The organism is Geobacillus vulcani PSS1 (assembly GCF_000733845.1).
Taxonomy (GTDB): Bacteria; Bacillota; Bacilli; order Bacillales; family Anoxybacillaceae; genus Geobacillus; species Geobacillus vulcani.
Genome location: NZ_JPOI01000001.1, coordinates 725,368 through 749,638 on the forward strand (window position 1 = coordinate 725,368; position 24,271 = coordinate 749,638).

Below are 24,271 nucleotides of genomic sequence, written 5' to 3' on the forward strand. Positions count from 1 at the left end.
AAGACATCCGCATCAGCAAAAAAAGCGCTTCGCGAAATGCGAAGCGCCTTCCATATCATCATTACAGCCAATCTCCCCCATCAAACCCATCGCCGCCATCAAACCAATCATCGACGTCCAACCCATCAGCGACATCGTCGACGACATCGTCAAGCAGCTCTTCTGCCACCATTCCCGCCAGCATCCCGGCGGCAAATCCGCCAATGGCACCAGCCCACCCGTGTCCACCATGGTGCGAATGATGGATGGGTGAATAATGGCCAACTGGATGGCTATAAACAGGCGAATGTGGCGTTGCCAACGGATGCCCGTTCAGCTGACCAAACGTCCCAGCCGCCTGCACCGCCTCTTCGATGGCTTCTCGAAGCAGATGGGCTGCCGTCACCGAATCGCGAAGCTGTTCGTAAGTGATCAACAGCTCCCGTTTCATTTCGCGTTCCCCGCCAAAGCCGTGGCGGACGTCCACCTCCATATACAAACGCACCCCTTCTTCCTCGACGAGGGCAAAAAACTCGACTTCTTGGACGATCCCTTGAAATTCGCTCGTCGGAAAGAACGAAAATTCCTGGCCATGCGGCGTAATGCTTCCGGATGTCGCTTTCTCCCGAAATCCCAGGGCCGCCAGAGCGGAAAACACTTGCTCCAAGGCCGTCGGTGGCAAAATGTGAATAGCGTCTTGGTCATACGCATCCACCCCATCGGCAATATCGAGCCGAGTGACGAACGTATAACGGACCGTGGGACGGCTGATCGGCAAATGGAGCGGCAGTGTATACGAAAACGGGAGCACTTTCCGTTCACCGGGTTGAATCGTAAACGAGGAAGCGACCGGAATCACCGCCGCGGTTCGGCGATATCCCTTGCCTTCCGCGTGTACGTCCAATTGCAACAGAACGTCCAATTTTCGGATTTGTTGAGCGACTGAACCACCTTCCAGCAAAAATTCCCCTTCCAATGTTTCGCCAAGGCGCACATGCGGGCGATGCAGCACGAGATCCACTTTTGCAGCGCCAATGCCGAGTTTCGATAAAAACTTTTTCCACATCGGACCTCTCTCCTTTTTCATCCTATTTCACACTTGAATTACGAACAAGCTGCCAAAATGGTGTCACCGAAATAATTTGATCAACCCCAAGACGATCAACACAACCCCAGGCAGCATTGTCGCTTTTTTCATGATCCCCGTTTTCGACACCATATACCCCAACGATAAGCCGACTCGGATGAACATGAGAGTAAACACGCCAACCAACAGGGCAAACGAAAGCGGCGGAAAATGCAAGAGCGACGAACTGATCCCGGCGCCAAATGAATCCATCGACAAAGCGATCCCGATCAACAACGCTTCTTTTTGGCTAATCGTGCCTGAACGATCAAGATCGCCAAGTTCGGGGCGTTTCAATACTTGAACAGCGCCGCTGAATCGATTAGCCTCCCCTGCTTCATCAGACTCCATAGAAAACTCACTTCCGTCTCCCTTTGGTTTATAGACGTTATAAATCGCCCAACCGCCAAGCGCCATGAGAATGACCGAAGCAAGCCCTCGCTCGACTTGCAACGGCAAAACAAGCGCCAACAGACGGCCGATGTTCATGGACGCAAACACCATCATTCCAGACATGCATGCGATAAGCGCCAACGAAAAAAAGGAAAAACGGACACCACCCATTCCATACGTAATGCCTACGCTCAAGCTGTCCATGCTCACGCTGAAAGCGAGCAAAATCATGGACACCCATAACCACATAGGAATCCCCCCTGCCGTACGATATGCAATTTCGTACGGAGAGGGGACTTTTTTGCCATTCGACACGCATCGATTTCCGGGGAAATGTTTCCCCTTTTCTCGACAATTATTCTCGCAAATGATACGGCAGCGTCGCAATGACCACATCTTTTTTCATGATCAAGAAAAAGCGCAAGATGATGGCGGTTTGGTTATGCAAAAATGTATGCCACCATTTTTTTACGATAAATTGAGGCAAGAGCACCGTCACCGGCGCGCGGTCTGCTTCTTTTTCCGCTTTCGTGATGTATTCTAGCAAGGGCGACAAAATGGTTCGATATGGCGAATAGATGACTTCCAACGGAATGTCCGGATAAAACTTCTCCCACTTTTGCCGCAGCTTTTGTTCGTCTTTTTCGTCAAAAATAATCGACACCGCCGTAATGTCATCGGAAATGCTGCGAGCGTACTGGACGGATTGCGCAACTACTTTGCTGACGCCGGAAATGGGAATAATGACTTTTGGCTTCCACATTTTTTCGCGCTGTTGCCACTCCCGTTCGTCCAACCGCAGCTGCTCGCCAAGCTTTTTGTAATGTTCATGAATTCGCATGAACATCCAGACGAACAGCGGAATCGCCACAATGACGATCCACGCTCCTTGCGTAAATTTAGCGACCATCGTGACAAGGGTGACGATTCCGGTGACAACCGCTCCCGTTCCAACGGTAAACAGCACGCCAATCTTCCGTCCTTCTTCCCGATTCCATAATTTTTTAATCAGCCCGCTCTGGCCGATGGTAAAGGAAAGAAAGACGCCGACCGCGTAAAGCGGGATGAGCGAATGAGTTTCTGCATGAAACACGATGATCAATACGATCGCCAGCACGCTCAATAAAATGATGCCATTGGAAAATACGAGGCGATCGCCCCGGGCCGCCAAGCTTCTCGGCAAAAAACCGTCCTTCGCCATAATTGACGTCAGCTGCGGAAACCCGGCAAAACTCGTATTGGCCGCGAGCACCAAAATGACCATCGTCGCCAGCTGAAACAAGTAAAACAAAAGACCATTCCCAAATACATGGCGTCCGATTTGCGAAATGACGGTTTGATGTTCAGCCGGAGTAACGCCAAACCCAGCCGCCAACACGGTGATGCCTAAAAACATCGTGCCTAGCAGCAAGGACATCCATCCCATGGTAATGGCGGCGTTTTTTGAGCTGTCCGGCCGGAACGCCGGCACGCCGTTGCTAATGGCTTCGACACCTGTCATCGCCGAACATCCTGACGAAAAGGCACGCAACAAAATAAACAAGCTGTACCCAGAGGCAAACATGTGAACGGTTGACGCATGCTCATGCATCGTAAACCCATGCCATCCTTCCTGCCATAACTGCCACCCGCCGACAGCGATCATCACAAGAACGAAGCCAATGAACACATACGTCGGGTAGGCGAAAACCGTCGCGGACTCCGTAATGCCACGCAAATTGAGCACCATCAAAAGCAAGACAAGAGTGACAGCAAATTCTACTTTCCATGGCAGCAACCCTGGAAACGCGGATGTCAGCGCGGCGACGCCAGAACTGATGCTGACAGCGACAGTCAAGATATAATCGATCATCAGCGCCGCCCCGGCCACTAAACTGATTTTCGTCCCCAAATGGTCTCGGGCGACCACATACGCCCCGCCTCCAGACGGAAACGCGTAAATGATTTGCCGATACGACAAGGTCACTAATAAGAGCAAGACTAAAATCGCCACAGCGATCGGCAGCGAGTAGAAAAAGACGCTTGTCCCTAATAATGCAAGCACAAGCAAAATCTCTTCTGTCGCGTAGGCCACCGATGACAGGGCATCGGAAGAAAACACCGCCAACGCCTTCCATTTGGGCAATTTTTCATGCTTTAGCCTTTTGGTCTCCATCGGTTTTCCGATCAACAATCGTTTCAGTGAAGCCATGCTTCCGTTCCTCCCTAGATTGTGAACTGACACACAAGCAAAAAAGCCGTTGAGGGTGCGCCCAACGGCTACGTAGGCTCTAAGGCCATACCCATCCCTCCCCAAAGCGCTTGCGAGGTTAGCTGTCGGGTTCGGGCTTGGAGAGATGCCCGTCCTGTCGGATTCACCCCTAGCAACAGAACGTTGCAACATTTGGTTCCCCCGCTCCGTGACGGATTCAGCGCACACATCTTCAGGTTTCTGTTTCCATATATTACTCCTCGCTATATTGGTTGTAAACGAGGAAAAGATGAAAAAAATGACGATTTCCCCCGCTTTTTTGCTGTTTTTCACGATGGATAGCCTATATGCTCATCCTCTTTTCATTTTGCTTCTTTTCTCGCTTTGTTCTATCCGATCATGATCTTCCCTTTCGGATAACGGAACGGATCGGGCTGACGGCGCAGCGTGACCGCATAGGCGACCGTCAGTGGGCCGACGCGGCCGGCGAACATCGTTAGTGCGATGATCACCTTGCCGAACGGGGACAAGTCCGGGGTCAACCCCATCGATAGTCCAACCGTCCCAAACGCGGATGTCGCTTCAAATAAAATCATTAAAAAGTCTTTTCCCTTTTCAGTGATCGTCAACATCATCGTGACAAACATAACCACAAACAATCCGCTCATCGTCACGGTCAGAGACTTGTATACCGTATCGTACACAATGCGTTTCCGAAACAAAATGACATCTTCTTTCCCGCGAATTTGCGACCATACGGCGCCAAGCAAGGTTGTGAGCGTTGTCGTTTTAATCCCGCCGCCTGTCGAACCCGGTGAAGCGCCGACAAACATGAGAAAAATGATGAGAAACAGCGTCGGCTGCGTCAAATCCGGGATGTTCAGCGTATTCGATCCTGCTGTTCTCGGGGTGACCGCTTGGTAAAACGCGGACAAAAACTTGCCTGAGAGCGACAGCGGCCCCATCGTCTTCGGATTGTTCCACTCCAACACTAAAATGAACGCCATGCTGACAAGCACCAGCCATACGGTCGTGACGACGGCCACTTTTGTATGAAGAGACAGCCGCCGTGTTTGCCGGTACTCATACACTTCATTCATGACAATAAATCCGATGCCGCCCAGTATAATTAAAATCGGCACAACCAGACTCACGACCGGATCTTCCACATAGCCGGTCAAACTGCGAAACTCGCCCATTAGATCGAAGCCGGCGTTGTTAAAGTTCGAAATCGCATGGAAAAAGCCGAAATACATCGCCCGGCCGAGCGGCATGTCAAAAGCAAAGCGGATCGAGAGCAACACCCCGCCGATCGCTTCAATGACAACGGTAAAAAGAAAAATACGTTTCACGAGCCGAACGATGCCCTCGATCGTCAAATGGTTGAGCGCTTCTTGAAGGATGAGCCGCTCCTTCAACGAAATGCGTTTGCCAAGCAAAAAGGCAAACAACGTAGCAAATGTCATAAATCCAAGCCCGCCCACTTGGATCAGCGTTAAAATGACCAGCTGGCCGAACAACGTGAACGTCGTGCCCGTATCAACCACAACAAGCCCGGTCACGCACGTAGCAGACGTCGCCGTAAACAAGGCATCTAAAAACGGAAGTCCTTTCCCGTCAACGGTCGCCGTCGGCAGCATCAACAGAAAAGCTCCAACCAAAATAATCAAGGCAAAGCCGGACACTAACACTTTCGGCGGATCGAAAAATTTACGGTTCGTATTCAAAGCCCCATCCCTTCCCCCTCGCTCACATAATCGCCTCTTTATAGTTGTGGATGATGCATAGAAAAAATATACCAAAAACAAGCTTGTTCGGGTACTCTAAACAAATTTTCATCATATCATTTTTCCTGCATAATAGAATGGATAAAGGGCATGGCCATCGGCTCCAAGAATATGGATGCATTGAAACCTTTTCCGTCTCCGTTCGTCTATATGAATAGCGAATGGCAGTCCGACTAGGGGGCACAAAGGCATTGAAGCGCAGAAGAGGGGCTTGCACCAGTCCCATAAAAACATTCCATTGACTTTTGGCAACAGACGTATTATGCTACTTGACATGGAGACGTTCCGATGTAAAATCATGTAAGAATAAAACGTTTGTGGCTGTGGGCAACGGCTGTTGATATAAACATAGAACCATCGTTAAGAATACGGGACAAAGGAGGAGAAGAGGACGTGAGGGCAATTTGGGAAAAATGGTGGAAAACATGTCGTTCTCTCCCTAACCAATACATTGGCTTTTTTATTTTTGCCGTGCTCTTATTTTGGTTGAAGACGTACGCCGCCTATTTAGCGGAATTTAACCTTGGCATCAGCAACTCCATGCAGGAGTTTTTATTGTTCATCAACCCGATCAGCTCGGCGGTATTCTTCCTTGGGTTGGCGCTGTTGGCCAAGGAAACGCGGGTGTACAAATGGCTCATTATTATTAATTTCATTTTATCGTTCATCTTATACGCCAATATCGTTTATTATCGCTTTTTCAGCGATTTCATTACATTCCCGACGTTGACCCAAACGAAAAACTTCGGTGATTTAGGCGGAAGTATTTGGGAATTGATTCATTGGTATGATGTGTTCTATTTCTTGGACACCATTATTCTGGCCGTACTCGTTTTCTCGAAACGATTCCCGCTCCCGAAAGTGCGGGCCGGCCGGTTCAAAAAAGGCGCCATTTTCGCTTCGGCCATTCTGATGTTCAGCATCAACTTGGCGCTTGCTGAGGCTGACCGCCCGCAGCTCTTGACAAGAACATTTGACCGCAACTATATCGTCAAATATTTAGGTGTATACAACTATTTGATTTATGACGCGTTCCAAAGCATGAAATCATCAACACAGCGGGCGTTTGCGAACAAAAGCGATATCACGACCGTGCTGAACTATGTGCAGGCGACGTATGCCAAACCGAATCCGAAATATTTCGGCGTGGCGAAAGGGAAAAACGTCATTTACATTCATTTAGAGTCGCTGCAAAACTTCGTGATTAACTATAAACTGAACGGGCAGGAAGTCACCCCATTCTTGAATTCGCTCACCCGCGATCCGAATACATTCTATTTTGATAACTTTTTCCATCAAACTGGACAGGGGAAAACGTCGGACGCGGAGTTTATGTTGGAAAATTCGTTGTACGGCCTGCCACAAGGTGCCGTCTTTACAACCAAAGGGCAAAATACGTACCATGCGGCTCCGGCCATTTTGCACCAATACGGCTATACAAGCGCCGTCTTCCACGGCAACTACAAAACGTTCTGGAACCGCGATGAAATTTATAAGTCGTTCGGCTTTGATCATTTCTTTGACGCGAGCTACTATGATATGAACGACGAAGACGTCTTGAACTACGGTCTGAAAGACAAACCGTTCTTCCGGGAGTCGATCCCGCTGTTAGAAACATTGAAAGAACCGTTCTATGTGAAATTTATTACGCTGTCGAACCACTTCCCGTACCCGATCAGCGAGGAAGATGCAACGATCCCGCCGGCGACGACAGGCGACGGCTCGGTCGACCGTTATTTCCAAACGGCCCGTTATTTGGATGAAGCGGTGAAAGAGTTCTTTGATTATCTGAAAAAATCGGGCCTGTACGACCGCTCGGTCATCATTTTGTACGGCGATCATTACGGCATTTCCGAAAACCATAACAAAGCCATGGCGCAAATTTTAGGAAAAGAAATTACGCCGTATGAACATGCTCAATTGCAACGGGTGCCGCTGTTTATCCACGTCCCGGGCGTCAAAGGCGGCGTCATTCACGAGTTTGGCGGCCAAATCGACTTGCTGCCGACGTTGCTGCACTTGCTTGGCATCGATACGAAAAACTTCGTCCAATTCGGAACGGATTTGCTGTCTCCGGATCATCAAGAAATTGTTCCGTTCCGCAACGGCGACTTTGTCACCCCGAAAGTAACGGCTGTCAATGGCAAGTACTATGACACGAAAACGGGTGAACCACTTGAAGAAACACCGGAAATCAAGCGCCTGGAACAAATCGTTCGGACAAAACTTGATCTGTCGGATAAAGTCGTTTACGGCGATTTGCTCCGGTTCTATACGCCGAAAGGCTTCAAACCGGTCGACCCGTCGAAATACGATTATAACAACCGCGAAGACAATGAAGAGGGAAGCGGTCAATGATCGCCTCCCTCTTTTTTCTAGCGCTGCAGCAGCCGCTCGACAGCCCGCTTCGCATTCACGTAACCCGCCCCATATACGTTCGGGTCGCGCCCTTTCCACAAATCGGCGCCGTCTTTTAACGCCTGCTTGATTTCATCCGGCGTCGCAGTTGGTTTCGCCTGAAGCATCAACGCGACAATACCGGCGCAAATCGGCGTCGCCATTGATGTACCAGACATCGATATATAATGGTCACCGACCCGGCTTTGCTTATTCATCTTGTCAAGAAATGAACGCGGGGCGCGAAGCGATATAATGTTGACCCCGGGAACGGCGAGATCCGGTTTGGTCACCCCGTACTCGGTCGGCCCTCGGCTCGAAAACGACGCCACGTCATCGTCGGCGCGCGTTTCCCCCGTATTACGGTCATCAAGAGCTCCAACGGTAATGATGCGGTCGCTAATACCCGGGCTTGAAATCGTCCCGTAATTTGGCCCCTCATTTCCGGCTGCCGCACAGACGACAATCCCCTGCTCCCACGCCCGCTCCGCGACTTGCACGAGCGGATCATCATTTTCGGCCGGGAACGGCTGCGGCTCCCCGCCAAGCGACAAAGAAATGATATGAATGCGCTTGTCCGGGTTGTCCTTGTTGTAATCAATGCACCATTCGATGCCGCGCATAATGGTTTCTAACGTTCCGCTTCCCGAGCGGTCGAGCACTTTGACGCCCACGACATTCGCCTCATACGCCGGTCCGGCATACAGCCCGTCCGACATGCGCCCGTTTCCGGCCGCATCGCCGGCGCAATGCGTTCCGTGACCATTGTCATCATACGGTGCCGTGCGGCCATTCACCAAATCAGCAAACGCCACAATCCGTCCTTCTAAATCCGGGTGCGGGTAAAGGCCGGTGTCGACAATCGCAATCGTCACCCCTTTGCCGCTCAGCTCGGTTCCATTGACGGTGACGTGTTTCGCATTCGCCGATGGCACGGCGTTGTTTAATAACGCTTTGACGGTGCGGTTAAGATACACTTTTTTCACTTTTGGATGCTCAAGCAGCTGCTCGAGCGCCGCAGGTGTCACCCTTGCGCTGTAGAAGGGAACATGGCGAAAATGGTGGCGTACTGTCATACGGAAATGATCGCGTTCCGCCTTGGCCACTGCCTCCATCCCTTCAGCATTTTCGACTTCAATCAAGACGGAAAGCCTCCGCCATTTCCGCAGCCACCGCTCCATCCAACGGTGAAAAATGCACGGCATGCGCGTCATCGGTTTGTACATACTGACCAGCGCGTGACGGAGAGGACGGTCAAGACGCCCCGCATGGCGGCGGGCCAACTGGACGATGGAATAGCCAAACATGTTCTTCCTCCTTCCTTCATTACGTTGCTATACTCATATGACGTGTGGACAAAGAAGGAAGCGGCGGTTCCACTAAGACAAATGGACAAAAAAAGCCTGCCCCGCCGAGACGAAGCAAGCTTCCCTATCATTCTCTCACCTGTTCAAGCACAATCTGTCTGGCTCTCCCTAAATGCCGCTCGACTTGACGAAGCACGTTTTCCCGTTCGGCAAATGCGCCGACTTGCGTCCCATCGACAATGACGCGGGTCAATGCTGTTTTTTGTTTTTTCCGCAGCCCAAGCGCCCGTTCCAACCCATTCACATGCCCGCGGGCGACCATGCGCAAAAAACGGGTATCATTCAGTTTTCTCGCATCCTCTTCTCGATCAATAAATCCGTTCTCCGTGAGCACAGCTGGCATCGCGGTCTCCCGCAACACATGAAAATTTGCTCTCTTTTTCCCGCGGTCGCGAAATCCTGTGGCTTTGACGACTTCTTCGTGAATGGCATCGCGAATGCGAGCCGCTAGAGAATCCTCATCGAGCCGATGATAAATATAATCTTCATATCCAGTGCCCCCACCCGCATTTACGTGAATGGAAATGTACACATCGGCTCCCCAGCGGTTGGCCCGCTCCGTCCGCTCGTTGAGCGAGACCGTCTCATCGTTGGTCCGGCTCAGCTGCACCGAAACTCCTTCGTACTCACTTTGCAAAAGGCGGCGCAGCTCCAAGGCGATGAACAGCGTGATGTCCTTCTCTCGCAATCCATTGCCGACCGCGCCGGTGTCGTTCCCGCCGTGCCCAGGATCAAGAAAAATGTTGATCATCTGTCTTCTCCTTTCACAGCTTTTTCCGTTTAGGAATATGGCACTATTAGCATAAGCATCATCCTCCAAAATGCCATAGATACTTCCCCATGGCCAAGAAATAAGGCGCAACCGTTCTCTTCGGTTGTGCCTTACGCTCCCGTTCGATATGAATGAACACCACAGCCATACAGCCCCATGATGGGCAAAAGAAAACTTGCCGCGCAAACTTGGGAAATGGCAGATTCAAACATACCGGCCTGCAATCACCGAAAACCATTATACAAACTGTCCACTCTGTTGGCTTCGGTTGAACTTATAAACGGCAATAAGGAAAAAGGTCAGTGCAAAAGCGAGAAGAATCAACACATGCAAATACAAACTGCCAAAAGAACGCCCCTCCTGCAGCTTCACCAAGAGATCAAGCGCCCACCGTTGCGGTAGAAAGTACGCCGCCTTTTGCAAAAACTTCGGCATCAACTCGACGGGCCAAAAACAGCCGGCCAGCATGCAGGTCGGAACGGTGATCAATGGCTGCAGCGCTCCGGCGGAGGTGGAGCTGTTCGCCAGCATCACCGTAATCAAAGCCAACCCGATTGCCGATAAAGAGAAAACGAAAAGTACGAGGGCCATTTGCCACATCGGAACGTTAGGATAAATATGAAAGATGTTTTTCATCGCCACAAAGGTCACGATAATCTGTACCGTTATGACCAACACATTCACCACAACATTCGATAACACATACGTTCTGGCTTGAATCGGTGTCGTCAATAATCGAGAATACGTGCGCTCTTCTCTTTCTTTGATGATGATCTCCGTCAAATTTCCCGCTGACATTAACATGATCATGAGCAAGTAGCCGATCGTTTGATACGTGATCGCTTTTTGTTTGGATGTATCGGATAATGAATGAATAGCCAACCGGAACGGTGCGTGTTGATACCGTTCATACATTTTCCAAAAGAGATCGTTGTTTCCATTGGCCAATCGCCCCAATGTGGCCAGATGATCAATGTATTCATGCAAGTATGATTTGATAAACGTAGTGATTTCCGCTCCCTTGAGCGAGACGAGTTCAATCGGCCGAGGTTGGCCGTGCTGGACACTTTCGGAAAACCCTTGGCGAAAAATCAACACGCCATCCACCTTTTGCGAGGTGATTTGGTCGTCCACTGCTGACAACTTGACGCTTTTCACTGATAGATGGTCAATGTTTTTCAGAAAATGGATCGTATCATCGGTAATCCGTCCATGATCCTCATTGACGATCCCGATGCGCACCTCCTTGACAGGGTTGCCCCCGGCCGCAAACAAAGACAAAAGGATTGCCGCCAACGGCGTGCCAAAATATAACAAAAAATTGATTTTTCGACGGAACGTTCGCTTTAACGTATACTTCACCAACCAAATCACATCGTTCACCCTATAATCCCTCCCGTCTCGCTACAGACGCCACCGCGATCAATAAAAACAACGCCGCTAGACCGACATTGAGAAGCATGGTTGGAACCACGCTGGACACATCGTTGGCATATACCATTTTAAAAATCGTTTCATTCATCCAAGAAAGCGGCGACAAATGAGCAAACCACTTCGTTTCATCGATCGGAAAATAAGCACCCCCGAAAAAAGAAGCGAGCTGAATGAGGACCATCGCCATCGTTCGCGCTGCTCCTTCTGTCCTTGCCAGATAGCTCATCCCTAGCCCAAAGCTTATGGCCAATACCACCTCAGTCAACAGAAGCAAATACACGAGACTGAAGTGACGCCCCCAATACGCGTGAAAAACAAGTTTACTAAACAAGATCACTACGGCCACACAAAGAAAATTCGCCACGATGTTTCCGGCCAGTTTTCCAATAAAAATCTCGCTTTTGCGAACAGGAGCCGCCAAAAGGCGGTCAGCCGTCTTCCGCGTCCGCTCTCCCCGCAACAAAGAGCTGCCAGGCAATGCGCTATACAAAGCGATCATGGTCGTCATCGCCACCGCATAATAATCCATCGCCCCCGGTTTTCGTTTGGAACGCAGCGATCGTTCTTGAATGTACTCCTCATGCGGATTTCGATTGGGCTGAAACGAACCCGGCTGCCCTTGCGAAACGGCCATGGCCAGCTGATATTGGCCCACAAACGCGGCCATCGCCCCCTCAACAAGGCCCCCTTTGATCTGGTTGCGTTCATTGGTGTACAATTCAACTCCGTGTAGGCCGATCTCGACGTATCCATCGGCTTTTCCTTCCTGAACCGCTTGCTTTCCATTCATATCGTCCGGCACCTTTTGAAAATCGATATGGGCTTTCTTCGCCTCTTGAGCCATGGCGTGAATAGATGCCGACAACTGCCCGGCTGTTTGGTCTTTGTAGAAGACGCGTACCTCACCGATGGAAATCGTCCATTGGAACGCGTGAGAAAGGGCTGTTCCTAAGATGAACATGAGTACGATCGGAAACAGCAGCATGAAAAACAGCGTCCGGGCATCACGAAAATCGCTTTTGATCTCCTTTACCGCGATCCGAACAATATTCAAAAGAAGCACCTCCTTTGCACAATGAAAGATCGGTCATGAATCCCGCAAATTTCTCCCCGTCAGCGTAAGAAAAACGGTTTCTAAATTCGGTGATTGGTCTTCGAGCGACCGGATCTCCACCCCGTCATTGATCAGACATTGCACAATTTGATTTAAATTATTGACATTGATGTCCGAACTGATTTTAATCATATTTTCTTCACATTGCACCGCCTTGACCCCGGGAATGTCTTGCAGATGCTGCTTGTTGAGCTGATCCATGCCCCTGATTTCTATCCAAATATCTTTTGTATCGGTAATCATCGCTTCCAATTGCTCCTTTGTCCCCTCTGCGATGATCTTTCCATGATCAATGATCGCGATTCGTGTACAAATTTCTTCAACTTCCTCCATGTAATGGCTTGTATAAATAATCGTACATCCCATGTCATTGAGCTTTTTGACCGAAGCTAAAATATCATTTCGCGACTGCGGATCGATGCCGACTGTTGGTTCGTCCATAATGATGAGCTTCGGCCGATGGGCGATCGCACAGGCGATATTGAGCCTCCGTTTCATCCCGCCTGAGAAATGCTTCGGATAACGTTTGCGTTTATCACTCAAGCCAACAAACTCAAGCGCCTCTTCCACCCGCTGGCGCAGCTCCGCGCCGCGCAGTCCATACAATCCGGCAAAGAACTCTACATTCTCATACGCCGTCAAATTTTCATAGATGGCGATTTCTTGAGGCACGATGCCGATCTGTCGTTTGGCAAACTGGCGGTGCCTAGTGATGTCCTTGCCGAGAATCCTGATTTCACCTGCGTTCGGGCGCAGCAACCCGGCAATCATATTGATCGTGGTGCTTTTTCCCGCTCCGTTGGCTCCGAGAAAGCCAAAGATTTCTCCTTCGGCGACAGAGAGGGACATATGATCCACCGCAATGAAGTCGCCAAATTTTTTCGTGACCTGCTTGATTTCCAACATGTTCACCGTTCCACCTTCTTTCCATACTTGGTGTTATTGATTATAGAAAAAAAGATGAACTCCTGTAAGTGCAGGAATTCATCTCGTTGACATGAGAAAATTCACGAATTACTCATGAATCGGAAGCAACGTTGTGACAGAGAACCCGTTTGTCCCATCGACAATGACCGTGCCATGAACAGAGGCCGCCCGTTCCTCCATGCCGATGATCCCAAGCCCTTTCTTGATCTTGGTCGCACCTTTCCCGTTATCTTTCACTTCCACCTTGATGACTCGATTCAAGACGTGAATCTCAACGGCAATGGCGGTGGCCTCGGCGTATTTGATCGCATTCGTCAACGCCTCGGCAATGTTCTCATAAATGACTTTCCATTGGATTGGCGTAATCACATCCAGATCCCCTTTGCATACGAGTGGAATCGGGAGATGATGTTGGGCGGAAAACTCATCAATAAATAATTTCACCCGATTGATCCCCATTTGCTCAGGCGGCGGTTTCATCTGTTTTAAGGTCATCCGAATTTGTTCAATGCCTTCTTTGGAAATGTGGATGGCGTTTTCCAACAATTGTTTTGCCTTGTTGCGGTCTCCATCCATCAACCGTTTGGCCGCCTCCATCTGAATGAGCGCCCCCGTCAGCGAATGGCCGATTTGGTCATGAATGCGCTGTGACAGACGGTTTCGCTCTTCTAATTGCAACATATATTCCGATTGCTTGATATATTGATGATATTCGTTGACACTCCTTGTCAGCCGATGCAAATCGTTGCGCAGTTGATCCAAACGATCTTCTTGTTGTTTCATCCGCTCAAGATGGCGCTTGGCTGTCGTCACGCTGACAAGACTGAACAACGCCACAAGACCATACAATTTCGCTGCCGAAGGGCCAAGCCAAACAATGGGAACAAGCAGCACCACCCATATCCCCCATAGTCGGGGAATATAGAACGAAGCCAACTCATATCCATTGAGAGACAGCAATAAACCAAATGACGGCTCCACATAGGCGCTTGAAAGGATCACAAGGAAAACGGAACACAGCGCCGCTCCCTTTTTCCACCTTACATTTCGAACGATAGAAGCAAACAAACTGAGACAAAAATAAATCAGAGAGGACAAGACAAACCAAGATTCATTCCTCTGTTCCGATGAGATATAATCAAGCGCTGCATATCCCCATACAATGAGTTTGTAAAACAGAAGCAAACGTTCCATACCGCTCCCTCAACCGATTTTCCCCGTCAGGTAATAAACAGCGATTTGCGTTCGATGCTGCAATCCCGTTTTATTGAAAATGGACGTAATGTAATTAGCCACCGTTCCCTCGGAGATAAATAGCTGGCTGGCAATTTCTTTATTCGAAAGCCCTTTCGCAATGAGCGCCATAATGTCCAACTCTCGCTCAGTAAACAGACGTTTGTCGATTTTCGGCGTCGGTCCTTTTTCTTCTTTGAGATTGGACTTGATTTTTTCCATGACCACCTCTTGCATGACCACTTGACCGTGATAAACGGCTTTGATCGCTTCCCGGATTCGCTCTGGATCGGTATTTTTTAAAAAATATCCCTTTGCGCCGTATTGGATGGCATCCATAATGTACTCATCATCATCAAACGTCGTCAAAATCAGCGGCTTTGCCTTCGTCTGCTCACAGATGAGCTTCGTCGCTTCGACGCCGTTCATGTTCGGCATGCGCACATCCAATAACGCAATATCGACCTCATGATGCCGGCAATATTCCACCGCCTCTTTCCCATCACTTACGGTCGCGACGACATCAAACTCGTCATACGTGCTTAAGATGATCCGCAGCCCTTCGCGGACAAAGGAATTGTCATCGGCAATGAGCACTTTGATCCGCAGCGGATCGGGCGCAGAGGTCTGTTTCATCTTTCCCCATCCTTTCCTCATCCACTTTGCGTTTTCCCATTCATCGTCATGTGTGGACAAAGCGCTGAACGATTTACTTTCATTGTAATGAATAAGAGGAGTTTCTTCCATTGCCATGAAGGAAAGGGAGCTCAAGCAGGAGTGATATGATTCCCCCTGAGGGTGGAGCGGTAAACGTGATGATCGATGAAGAGCCCGCCATGTTGCAAATTGATGTTTCCGATACAGGCATCGGCATCGCGCCGGAGCATTTGCCCTTTTTGTTCGATCGCTTTTACCGCACAGATGAAGCGAGGACGCGAAATCGCGGGGGAACCGGATTGGGCCTTGCTATTGCCAAAGAATTCGTATCGGCTCACGGCGGAACCATCGATGTCCACAGCACTCTTGGCCAAGGGACGACCTTTCGGGTCAAGCTTCCCCGCTGACGATAACGAAGACGTTTATGGTAAAATGAAAACAGGAATCCTTAACCAAAAGGAGGTATCGCCATGCCCCGCGCACAAAAATGGGTGCAATATTTCCTTTCACATCGCCATGTCACGCTGGAACTAATCAACAAAATCGACGAAGCGCATTATGAGTACAAACCGACGCCGACGTCGATGACGGCGAAGCAGCTGGCGACGCATATGCTGTTTAGCTTTTACAATTTCGCCAACACGGCGAAACACGGCGATCCATCGCTGTTCCGGCAAAAAATCGAAGAACCGGAGACAAATTTGGCTAAGCTGGCGGAAACGTATACGGAAAAAACGAGGCAGCTCATCGAATCAATGAGTGATGACGACTTTAACCGGACGCTCGATTTCACTTCCATCTTTGGCATTCACATCCCAGCCACGCAGCTGTTGCAAATGGCGATGGATCACGAAATCCACCATAAAGGGCAGCTGTTCGTCTACGTCCGCGCGATGGGGCATACGGACTTGCCGCTGTTTGTGAAGCGCGGCTGATTTGCCTTCATCCTACCGGCCTCACCTCAATGGAATGGCAAAAAACAACCGGCTCGGAGGACTCGAGCCGGTTGTTCATTTGCTTAACGAGCGAGTTTTTCGTCGATCGAGCAGTTGCCGTCCGTGCATGCCCCGCCTTCGTCAGCGAGCGGCCGCAACGGCGAAGCTTGTTGTTCCTCCTCCCACACTGTTTCTAGCGCCCGCCGGAACACATCAACCGGCTGAGCCCCAGAAATGGCATACTTTCCATTCAGCACGAAAAACGGCACACCGCGGACGCCAAGTCGGGCCGCTTCCGCTTCATCGTTTCGCACTTGCTCCGTGTAGCGGCCGCCATGAAGCACCGCTTCCGTCTCGCTTCGGTCAAGCCCGGCCGCTTCCGCGATGTCAAGGAGCACAGCGCGGTCGCTGATTCGCTTTGATTCGGTGAAATACGCGAAAAACAGCCGTTCGACGACATCATCAAGCTTCCCTTTTTCCTTTGCGTATTGCGCCAAGCGATGAGCGTCAAACGTATTCGTCGGCTTCATCGTCTCGAAGCGGAACGTCAAGCCGACCGCTTCCGCCTGCCTGCCGATATCCGCGTTTGCCCGCTTCGCTTCCTCCACGGTAATTCCGTATTTTTTGGCAATGATTTCATGGATCGTCAGCGGCGTCTCATTTGGGGCGTTCGGGTCGAGCTCAAAGCTGCGGAAGACGACCATCACGTCGTTTCGGTGCGGAAACTGTTCCAGCGCTTGTTCCAAACGGCGCTTGCCGATATAGCAAAACGGACAGACAAAATCGGACCATACTTCAATTTTCATGGCCATCCTCCTCTACTTTTGACACGCTTCCCCTCCATTGTAGCCCATTGCCGGTCGAATGGCTAACGAAAGGCATGGAGCGGACCTGCCCGCATAACATTGTACTATCCATGTCGATGTATTTATGGCTGAACGGAAGCCAACTTTGGTCGTTGGACACGGTTATCGGGCGGCCGCGGGGCTGAACCGCTGGCACAAAAAACCGGTGTCCCGCTTCATGTGCGGGATACCGGTTTCTTCCTGCTTCATCCTTTTTCCACTGTCAACTTCACAACGCGCTCGCCGACCGCCCGAATCAGTTCAGGAGGCAGTGGAAAGCTGACCGCTGCCGGGTCGGCAGCGACCGCCGGAATGGTTGCGGCAAATTGTTCGTCCGTGATCGGATAATCGGCAAAATCAGCCGGCAGCCCGATGTCATCGCGCAAGCGGCGAATGCGCTCGATCGCTTTAGCGAGCAGCACCTCTTCCGCTTGGCCGTGATCGTGAATGCCGAGCGCTTCAGCCAACCGCTTCGCTTTTGGCAAATACAACTCCGGAATCGCTTCCATCACGACCGGCAAAAAGACCGCATTCGCCAGCCCATGCGGAATGCGGAACATCGCCCCGTACGCATGGGCGAAATTGTGCACCGGGATGGCGTTTAACGCAAAGCTGAAAGCGGTGATGCCAAGCAAACTCGCCTGCAGCATCTCCGAGCGGGCGCGGATGTTCCCGCCGTCGTGAACCGCCTGCGGCAAATAATCGTGAATCAAACGAATCGCTTGCAAAGCGCATGCATCCGTAAGCGCGGTCGCCGTCGGCGAGGCGAGCGCCTCAATGGCATGGGTGAGCGCATCCATGCCGGTGAACGCCGTCACCTTCGGCGGCAGCCCGACTGTCAAATCCGGGTCGAGCACCGCCACATCGGCATTAATAAACGGATGGATGATGTTCGTTTTCAACCGCAACTCTTCATTATAAATGACTGCAATTGGTGACACTTCCGACCCCGTGCCGGCGGTCGTCGGGATGGCGATGTGCGGAATCGGCATGAATTGCGCTTTTGGAAACGACTCGTACAACAACCCGCCGGGAATGGCCTCTTTAATGTCGCGCAACCCTTTGAACAGGGCGTATTTCACCCCTTTAGCCGTATCCAACACGCTGCCGCCGCCGACGGCCAACAAGGCATCGGCGCCGACTTCGCGCGCATAGCGCGCGGCCTCATTGACGCATTCGCTTTCCGCATCTTGGCGGATATCTAGGAAGATGCCAGCCAGTTCCGGTCCAGTCCCGTGCGGCGTCAGCCAAAACAGATCGGCCACCTTCCCGACGACGCCGGCCTGCTCCAGACCGCGGTCGGAAAGCAACAGCACCCGCTTGGCGCCGAGCCCGCGAAACAAATCCGGCACGAGCGCGCGGGCGTTTGATCCGGTGTAAATGGCGGTGCGCAGCCAAAAATTCGCTAACGTCGTCATTCCCCGTCCCCCTTTTTATGCTTTTCTCATTGCGCCCAGCTTCGAAAACAGCACTTGATACCATTTGCGCTTCTCGAGCTCCGGCACCATCGACGTATGCACATGTTTCAGCTGCGTGTAGGCATCAAGCGAATATTTGCCCATCTCGCGCCCGATGCCGCTTTGCTTGTAGCCGCCAAACGGCGCGTCATTGCGCAGCATATGCCAATCATTGATCCAAACGACGCCCGCCCGCAAGCGCCCGGCGATGGCGTACGCCTTGTTGACATCGCGCGTCCAAACGCCGGCCGCCAGCCCGTAAATCGTATCGTTCGCCATCGCCACCGCCTCCTCCACGTCGTGGTAGCGAATGACAGACAACACCGGGCCGAAAATTTCTTCTTGGGCGATTTTCATGTCGTTTTTCACATTCGTAAAAATCGTTGGCGCGACAAAATGGCCGCCTTCACAGCCCGGGACATCCACCGCATGACCGCCGCAGACAAGCGTCGCCCCTTCTCGTTTGCCGGCTTCAATATAGGATAGCACCGTTTCTTGTTGCCGCTTGGAAATGACCGGGCCGATATCGGTCGCCGGGTCAAGCGGGTGGCCGATTTGCAGCGTTTTTGTCAGCGCGACGAGCCGTTCGACGACTTCATCATGCATCCGATCCGGCACAAACAACCGCGTTCCCGATTCGCACAGCTGGCCGGAGTGCAAAAAGACGCCAAACAAGCTGCCCGGAATGGCGATCTCCAAATCCGCGTCATCAAGCAAAATGTTCGGCGACTTGCCACCAAGTTCAAGCGTGACGTTTTTCACCGTTTCCGACGCCAACGCCATAATGCGGCGGCCGACTTCGGTTGAACCGGTAAACGCCACCTTGTCCACTTGCGGATGACGGACAAGCGCCTCCCCGACTTCCGCGCCCGGTCCAGCCACTACGTTAATGACCCCAGGAGGCACGAACCACGAAATGATTTCCGCCAACTTGAGCGTCGATAGCGGCGTATAGCTTGCCGGCTTGACAACTATCGTATTGCCCGTCGCCAGCGCCGGGGCGATTTTCCAAGATGCGATCATGAGCGGCAAATTCCACGGCGTAATCGCTGCGCACACCCCGATCGGCTCGCGCCAAACAAAATTGTGCGCCGGTCCGGGAAATGGCGGAATCGGTAACGTTTCCGAAAAGGGGTACTCTTGAACGATATTCGCCATCGTTTGGAACAAATCGACCGTCTGCAAAATATCAATCGAGCTGATGCGCCGGATCGTCCCTCCGCTTGAGATCGCTTCCAAATAGGCGAGCTCCTGGGCATTGGCGACGACGGCTTGGGCGATGGCATTGAGCAGACGCGCCCGTTCTTTCGGTTTCATCGTCTTCCAATCCGTCTCGTCAAACGCCTTGCGCGCCGCCTTCACCGCCCGATCCACATCTTCGGCTGTCGCCTTCGCGACGGTCGCCACCGCCTCTCCGGTCGCCGGATTGTATACGTTAAACGTTTCCCCGCTGCTTGCCGGCTGCCATTGGCCGTCAATGAAGAGCGGAAAATGATGCACTTGCACATGGGTGGTCATGACGATTTCTCCCTTCCTTGTTTTCGACTCTCAACTTCTAGCCAACGTTTTCGCTTTCCTCAAGACCGAACAGCTCGTCAAACGGCTTCTCCTGCGCTTTTTTCAACACTTCCATCCTCGTTGCCAGTTGGCGGGCGGTGAAATTCATGATATCGGCATGGTGGTCGGGGCCGAAAATCGAATCGCGAGCCGCTGCTTCCTCATTGAGTTTCACGGCAAGCGGGGCGAGCTGCTCCATCTTTTTCATCACGACTTCAAGAAGATACGGATGCTCCCGGATCAGCCGCTGAAGCAGAAACGTACCATACGCAATATGGCGGGATTCGTCCTTTTTCAAATAGCCGATCCCTTTCAATAAGCCGGGCATGACTTTCATTTGCTCGAGGGATTTATAGAAGCCATAATATCCGGTTTCCGCCAATACGCCTTCCACAAACATGTTGTATACGACCGATGCCTCAGCGACCGCCTCTGGGGATGAGTCATGCTCGAGCCGCCCCATCGCCGACGGCAAAATGTCGTTAAAAATCGTGTGATACGTCTCTGAATGGTAATGGGACAAATCTTCTTTGACGCCGAGCGCATTGAGCACGAGACGGAAAAACTCGGTATGTTTCGCCTCCTCAAACAAAAAGGTGGTTAAGTACATCTCCTCCTCGATCCGCCCCTCTTTGGCGACGACCATCAAAAGCGGCAACAAATCGCGCGTCACCGCCTCTTCGCCCGCCTGAAACTGGGCAATGAGCCGCAAAATTCCGTCCTTCATCTGAACAGGGAGCGTCTCCCAATCTTTCACATCTTGCGTCAAATCAATGTCCGCCGGATTCCAAACCCCCAACCGCTTTGCCTTTTGGTAAAGCCGAAACGGGAACGAATCTTCCTGCAGCCCGCGGCTGCCCGTCGTCACCAACGGTTGAGTCCGCCGCACGCTCACCACTCCTTTTCCATTTTTTCTTGAACTCACTGGATATGATGCTTCTCGATCAGTGATCATGGGGCAAGTTCATTTATGTAAGGGCTTACAAAAAAGAGCCTTGTTACAAAAGGTAGGTCGTCATCTAAGAGGAAGATTGCACAAATGACCGGAGCGTTATGAATAGTCATTCATTTTCTCTCATTCTAGCAACCTTTTCCTCCTTCCGTCAACAAAAAACGGATGACATTTTCCGACAATCGCTGCGCAAAAACGCCGCCTGCTGTCAGCAGACGGCGTTTCAGTTACACCTGCACTTTTCCGTGAAAATCCCCACCACTGGGTGAGTGCTGTATACGCTCCTGATCCGTGTGGGTATACTGAAAATGGCCAAAGAAGGCAATAGGAAAGCAGAGGTGCCCCATTTTCGGGCATCTCGTATCATCCGGCTGCCTGTTGGCTATACTAAATGAGTTGTGGTTGGCGGAACGACTCTTTGCGGGAGATCATGCAAAAGATGATCACCAACATTCGTCGAGCCGTGGCGATGAGGGCTTTTTTCTTCCCGCATCGGGCCGCCAACGACCAAAATTTTCGGGACAAGGGATGTGTCTTGGATCGAGCTGCTGACCATGCCGCCTCGCATAACGCTGATCGAAGATGGGGATTGCCTTTGGTGGTGCGCGTGCTCTTTCGCTTTCCGGCGCTTTCATGGTTGCCGGGGGACAACCCCGTCCATGAAGCCGCCCGTTCCGGCGTTTCAAAGACGCTCATGTCGGTTCCCATCTCGGCGATGATGACGGCGGCGGTTTGTTTTTTGATTCCAGGCATGGTCATCAGTAAGTCCACTTCCTCCCGATACGGCTCGAGCAGGCGGTCGATGTGCTGGTCGACTTCTTCGATGAGCCGCTCGCATTCCTCCACGTGTTTCCACAAGAGGCGAAGGAGACAGAGCTCATGTTCGGTCAAGGTGCCCAGCAGCGAATCGTACACCGCCTGCTTTTTCGTTTTGAGCCTGCCGCGCAGGCATTGATCCAGCTCGTCCTTGTCCACGTATCCCTTCTCGAGCAGCCGGGCAAGGATGTTTCGTCCGGAAACGCCGAAGAGATCCGAGAGGACGGAGCCCAGCTTGACATTGGAAGACTCCAGCACTTTTTGAATCCGGTTTTTCTCTGAACTCAACTGTCCGACCCACTTTTTGCGCAGGCGGGTAAAATCCCGCAGTTCACGAATCGGCGCTGGGGGGACGAAACTTTTTTCAATGAGTCCATGGCGGAGCAGCTTGGCGATCCACTCGGCGTCAGAGACATCGGTTTTTCTTCCCGGGACATTTTTGATCCGCTGCGGATTGGCCAAAGTCAAGTCGACATAGCCCTCGAGGAAGGCAAAGACCGGTTTCCAATACACGCCGGTGGATTCCATGGCGACATGGGTGACCCCATGGTCTTCGAGCCACTCGAGCAGGTCGCCAAGCCCTTTCGAGAACGTTGAGAACGTTTGGATCTCCTTTTGAATCTCCCCCTCTTCTTCCCATAGGGCACAAGCGACAATAGTTTCGGTATGAACATCCAATCCTGCGCAGCGAGGATAGATGACATCCATGATGAAACGCCTCCTTTTCGATGATGGAGTGCGCAAACAGCGAATCCACGGGAGACATGCGGCAGTTTTCCGTTCGTCGTCACCTTTCCTCTATCACAGGAAAGGGCGGACAATGGGTGGTGCACCCAGTGGATTCAAACACTTTTCCGTACAGGGTCTAAGCCACCATTAAGCATAACGTCCTGTTGAACTGTTTGCGCCTATTCTTCATTATGGGAAGAAAAGGGGGATTTTCATCCCCGGGTGGAGGGCAGATCGTGCTGCCCATGGATCTTTTCCGTGAAAATGCCGAACTGACGCGAGATTTTCATCCCCGGGTGGAGGGCAAAACGTTGCTCATGGACCTTTTCCGTATTCTTTCCGCAGTTCGTTCGCAATGATGTTGCGCTGGATTTCCGAAGTGCCTTCGTAAATTTTCGTGATGCGGGCATCGCGGAAGTAGCGCTCGATCGGGTAGTCTTTCATGTAGCCAAGGCCGCCATGAATCTGCACCGCCATATCGGCGATTTTGTTGTACACTTCCGAACCGAACAGCTTCGCGATAGCCGCTTCTTTGACAACGCGCATCTTTTGGTCGACCATCCAGGCGACGCGGTAGACGGTCGAACGCAGCACTTCGATTAACATGCTCATTTCCGCCAACATATGTTGGATCGCTTGCTGCTCGATGATCGGCTTGCCGAACTGTTCACGCTGTTCGGCGTATTCCATGCAATATTCGAGCAGGCGGATGCACGAGCCGAGGTTGCGCGCGGCGAGACCGACGCGGCCGTTCGCTAAAATTTTCAAGGCGTTGACATATCCTTCACCCTCTTTCCCGAGCACGTTTTCGGCCGGCACTTCCAAGTTGTCAAAAAACAGCTCAGCCGAATGCGACCCGCGCAACCCCATTTTCCGCTCGACTTTTCCGATGATAAAGCCGGGAAAATCTTTTTCTACGATAAACGACGTGATGCCTTTCGGACCTTTGGACGGATCGGTGACCGCCATCACCGTAAACACGTGGGCGTCAATGGCGTTTGTAATATAATGTTTCGAGCCGTTGATAATGTAGCGGTCGCCTTTGCGGACGGCGGTCGTTTTGATCGCAGCGGCGTTTGATCCGGCGCTGGGCTCCGTGAGAGCAAAAGCGCCGATCCATTCGCCCGTCGCCATCTTTGGCAAATAGCGCTGCTTTTGTTCTTCCGTGCCGAGCTCGACGATGCCGACGGTGCCGATGCCGGTATGGGCGCCGATTAACGTCGTATAGCCGTTATGCGTTTTGCCGAGCTCTTCGTAAATGGCGCATTTGCCGACCATCGACAAGCCGAGGCCGCCGTACTCTTCCGGAATGCTTAATCCAAACAGCCCCATTTCTTTCGATTTTTCAATGATATCTTGCGGAATCTGATCATTTTCCTCAATATCCATCGCCACCGGTTCGACGACTTCGCTCACAAATTTGCGGACGTTTTCTTTTAACCATTCAATCTCGGCTGGCAGCGTGAAATTCATCTTCTTCCCCTCCCAAAATACAAATAATTTCTATAATTCAAAAAATACCCCTCCCTATTTATGTTACCTGCTTTCTTGTGACAGAACAACTATTTGCACCGAGCAGACACACAAAATCGGTTGCCGTTCT

General features: G+C 51.4%; 19 protein-coding genes, 1 pseudogene and 1 riboswitch. Of the genes and pseudogenes, 3 read left to right on the top strand and 17 right to left on the bottom strand.

From position 1 onward, the window contains the following. Positions 1-61: 61 nt before the first annotated feature. The 4 genes from N685_RS0103955 to N685_RS0103970 all read right to left on the bottom strand — a co-directional run bounded on the left by N685_RS0103955 (position 62) and on the right by N685_RS0103970 (position 5,416). The gene (locus N685_RS0103955; protein WP_031406065.1) at positions 62-1,045 is read right to left on the bottom strand and encodes a sporulation protein; all 984 of its coding nucleotides are present in this window, start codon (positions 1,043-1,045) and stop codon (positions 62-64) included. 63 nt (positions 1,046-1,108) lie between these two features. Next, positions 1,109-1,747, bottom strand: a complete 639-nt coding sequence (gene ytaF, locus N685_RS0103960) for a sporulation membrane protein YtaF (protein WP_031406067.1) — start codon at positions 1,745-1,747, stop codon at positions 1,109-1,111. A gap of 106 nt (positions 1,748-1,853) precedes the next feature. Then, positions 1,854-3,689 carry an APC family permease gene (locus tag N685_RS0103965; RefSeq protein WP_031406069.1) on the bottom strand — a complete coding sequence of 612 codons (1,836 nt, stop codon included), beginning with the start codon at positions 3,687-3,689 and terminating at the stop codon, positions 1,854-1,856. 92 nt (positions 3,690-3,781) lie between these two features. Then, a riboswitch (cyclic di-AMP (ydaO/yuaA leader) is annotated at positions 3,782-3,922 on the bottom strand. A 156-nt stretch (positions 3,923-4,078) separates the two neighbouring features. Further along, positions 4,079-5,416, bottom strand: coding sequence for a TrkH family potassium uptake protein (locus tag N685_RS0103970; protein WP_031406071.1), 1,338 nt, complete (start codon positions 5,414-5,416; stop codon positions 4,079-4,081). Between the two features lie 453 nt (positions 5,417-5,869). Here N685_RS0103970 and N685_RS0103975 point away from each other — a divergent pair, with 453 nt between their 5' ends. After that, positions 5,870-7,834, top strand: coding sequence for an LTA synthase family protein (locus N685_RS0103975; protein ID WP_031406073.1), 1,965 nt, complete (start codon positions 5,870-5,872; stop codon positions 7,832-7,834). Positions 7,835-7,851: 17 nt separating this feature from the next. Here N685_RS0103975 and N685_RS0103980 read toward each other — a convergent pair whose 3' ends face one another. The 7 genes from N685_RS0103980 to N685_RS0104010 form a co-directional block, all read right to left on the bottom strand. After that, entirely contained in the window at positions 7,852-9,180 is a 1,329-nt protein-coding gene (locus N685_RS0103980; protein WP_031406075.1) for a S8 family serine peptidase, read from the bottom strand. Between the two features lie 127 nt (positions 9,181-9,307). Next, positions 9,308-9,991 (bottom strand): N-acetylmuramoyl-L-alanine amidase family protein, encoded by a 684-nt coding sequence (locus N685_RS0103985; RefSeq protein WP_031406077.1) that lies wholly within the window; start codon positions 9,989-9,991, stop codon positions 9,308-9,310. Positions 9,992-10,249: 258 nt separating this feature from the next. Next, positions 10,250-11,395 carry an ABC transporter permease gene (locus tag N685_RS0103990; protein ID WP_031406078.1) on the bottom strand — a complete coding sequence of 382 codons (1,146 nt, stop codon included), beginning with the start codon at positions 11,393-11,395 and terminating at the stop codon, positions 10,250-10,252. Position 11,396: 1 nt separating this feature from the next. Next, positions 11,397-12,500 (bottom strand): ABC transporter permease, encoded by a 1,104-nt coding sequence (locus tag N685_RS0103995; protein WP_031406080.1) that lies wholly within the window; start codon positions 12,498-12,500, stop codon positions 11,397-11,399. A gap of 33 nt (positions 12,501-12,533) precedes the next feature. After that, entirely contained in the window at positions 12,534-13,472 is a 939-nt protein-coding gene (locus N685_RS0104000; protein ID WP_031406083.1) for a daunorubicin resistance protein DrrA family ABC transporter ATP-binding protein, read from the bottom strand. Between the two features lie 102 nt (positions 13,473-13,574). Then, entirely contained in the window at positions 13,575-14,681 is a 1,107-nt protein-coding gene (locus N685_RS0104005; RefSeq protein WP_031406085.1) for a sensor histidine kinase, read from the bottom strand. Between the two features lie 9 nt (positions 14,682-14,690). Next, positions 14,691-15,356 (bottom strand): response regulator, encoded by a 666-nt coding sequence (locus N685_RS0104010; protein WP_033842308.1) that lies wholly within the window; start codon positions 15,354-15,356, stop codon positions 14,691-14,693. Between the two features lie 155 nt (positions 15,357-15,511). On the opposite strand from N685_RS0104010, the pseudogene N685_RS0104015 reads away from it, so the two are divergent. Both N685_RS0104015 and N685_RS0104020 read left to right on the top strand, forming a co-directional pair. After that, positions 15,512-15,784: pseudogene (locus tag N685_RS0104015) on the top strand (sensor histidine kinase); the annotation flags it as partial. Between the two features lie 63 nt (positions 15,785-15,847). Beyond that, entirely contained in the window at positions 15,848-16,312 is a 465-nt protein-coding gene (locus N685_RS0104020) for a DinB family protein (protein ID WP_031406091.1), read from the top strand. 83 nt (positions 16,313-16,395) lie between these two features. Here N685_RS0104020 and N685_RS0104025 read toward each other — a convergent pair whose 3' ends face one another. The 6 genes from N685_RS0104025 to N685_RS0104050 all read right to left on the bottom strand — a co-directional run bounded on the left by N685_RS0104025 (position 16,396) and on the right by N685_RS0104050 (position 24,141). Next, the gene (locus N685_RS0104025) at positions 16,396-17,118 is read right to left on the bottom strand and encodes a DsbA family oxidoreductase (RefSeq protein WP_031406093.1); all 723 of its coding nucleotides are present in this window, start codon (positions 17,116-17,118) and stop codon (positions 16,396-16,398) included. A 245-nt stretch (positions 17,119-17,363) separates the two neighbouring features. After that, positions 17,364-18,575 carry an iron-containing alcohol dehydrogenase gene (locus N685_RS0104030; RefSeq protein WP_031406095.1) on the bottom strand — a complete coding sequence of 404 codons (1,212 nt, stop codon included), beginning with the start codon at positions 18,573-18,575 and terminating at the stop codon, positions 17,364-17,366. A gap of 15 nt (positions 18,576-18,590) precedes the next feature. Continuing rightward, positions 18,591-20,132: an aldehyde dehydrogenase family protein gene (locus N685_RS0104035; RefSeq protein WP_031406097.1), complete on the bottom strand. Its 1,542-nt coding sequence runs from the start codon at positions 20,130-20,132 to the stop codon at positions 18,591-18,593. Between the two features lie 37 nt (positions 20,133-20,169). Continuing rightward, on the bottom strand, positions 20,170-21,060 hold the full coding sequence (locus tag N685_RS0104040) for a R2-like ligand-binding oxidase (RefSeq protein WP_031406099.1): 891 nt from the start codon (positions 21,058-21,060) through the stop codon (positions 20,170-20,172). Between the two features lie 450 nt (positions 21,061-21,510). Beyond that, positions 21,511-22,647 (bottom strand): IS110 family RNA-guided transposase, encoded by a 1,137-nt coding sequence (locus N685_RS0104045; RefSeq protein WP_031406100.1) that lies wholly within the window; start codon positions 22,645-22,647, stop codon positions 21,511-21,513. Between the two features lie 336 nt (positions 22,648-22,983). Further along, positions 22,984-24,141: an acyl-CoA dehydrogenase family protein gene (locus N685_RS0104050; RefSeq protein ID WP_031406102.1), complete on the bottom strand. Its 1,158-nt coding sequence runs from the start codon at positions 24,139-24,141 to the stop codon at positions 22,984-22,986. Positions 24,142-24,271: the final 130 nt, after the last annotated feature.

Excerpts from the sequence above, each read along its gene's own strand:
- N685_RS0103955 (WP_031406065.1), bottom strand. The coding sequence starts at position 1,045 with ATGTGGAAAAAGTTTTTATCGAAACTCGGCATTGGCGCTGCAAAAGTG.
- ytaF (WP_031406067.1), bottom strand. The coding sequence starts at position 1,747 with ATGTGGTTATGGGTGTCCATGATTTTGCTCGCTTTCAGCGTGAGCATG.
- N685_RS0103965 (WP_031406069.1), bottom strand. The coding sequence starts at position 3,689 with ATGGCTTCACTGAAACGATTGTTGATCGGAAAACCGATGGAGACCAAA.
- N685_RS0103980 (WP_031406075.1), bottom strand. The coding sequence starts at position 9,180 with ATGTTTGGCTATTCCATCGTCCAGTTGGCCCGCCGCCATGCGGGGCGT.
- N685_RS0103985 (WP_031406077.1), bottom strand. The coding sequence starts at position 9,991 with ATGATCAACATTTTTCTTGATCCTGGGCACGGCGGGAACGACACCGGC.
- N685_RS0104005 (WP_031406085.1), bottom strand. The coding sequence starts at position 14,681 with ATGGAACGTTTGCTTCTGTTTTACAAACTCATTGTATGGGGATATGCA.
- N685_RS0104010 (WP_033842308.1), bottom strand. The coding sequence starts at position 15,356 with ATGAAACAGACCTCTGCGCCCGATCCGCTGCGGATCAAAGTGCTCATT.
- N685_RS0104020 (WP_031406091.1), top strand. The coding sequence starts at position 15,848 with ATGCCCCGCGCACAAAAATGGGTGCAATATTTCCTTTCACATCGCCAT.
- N685_RS0104025 (WP_031406093.1), bottom strand. The coding sequence starts at position 17,118 with ATGAAAATTGAAGTATGGTCCGATTTTGTCTGTCCGTTTTGCTATATC.
- N685_RS0104030 (WP_031406095.1), bottom strand. The coding sequence starts at position 18,575 with ATGACGACGTTAGCGAATTTTTGGCTGCGCACCGCCATTTACACCGGA.
- N685_RS0104035 (WP_031406097.1), bottom strand. The coding sequence starts at position 20,132 with ATGACCACCCATGTGCAAGTGCATCATTTTCCGCTCTTCATTGACGGC.
- N685_RS0104045 (WP_031406100.1), bottom strand. The coding sequence starts at position 22,647 with ATGGATGTCATCTATCCTCGCTGCGCAGGATTGGATGTTCATACCGAA.
- N685_RS0104050 (WP_031406102.1), bottom strand. The coding sequence starts at position 24,141 with ATGAATTTCACGCTGCCAGCCGAGATTGAATGGTTAAAAGAAAACGTC.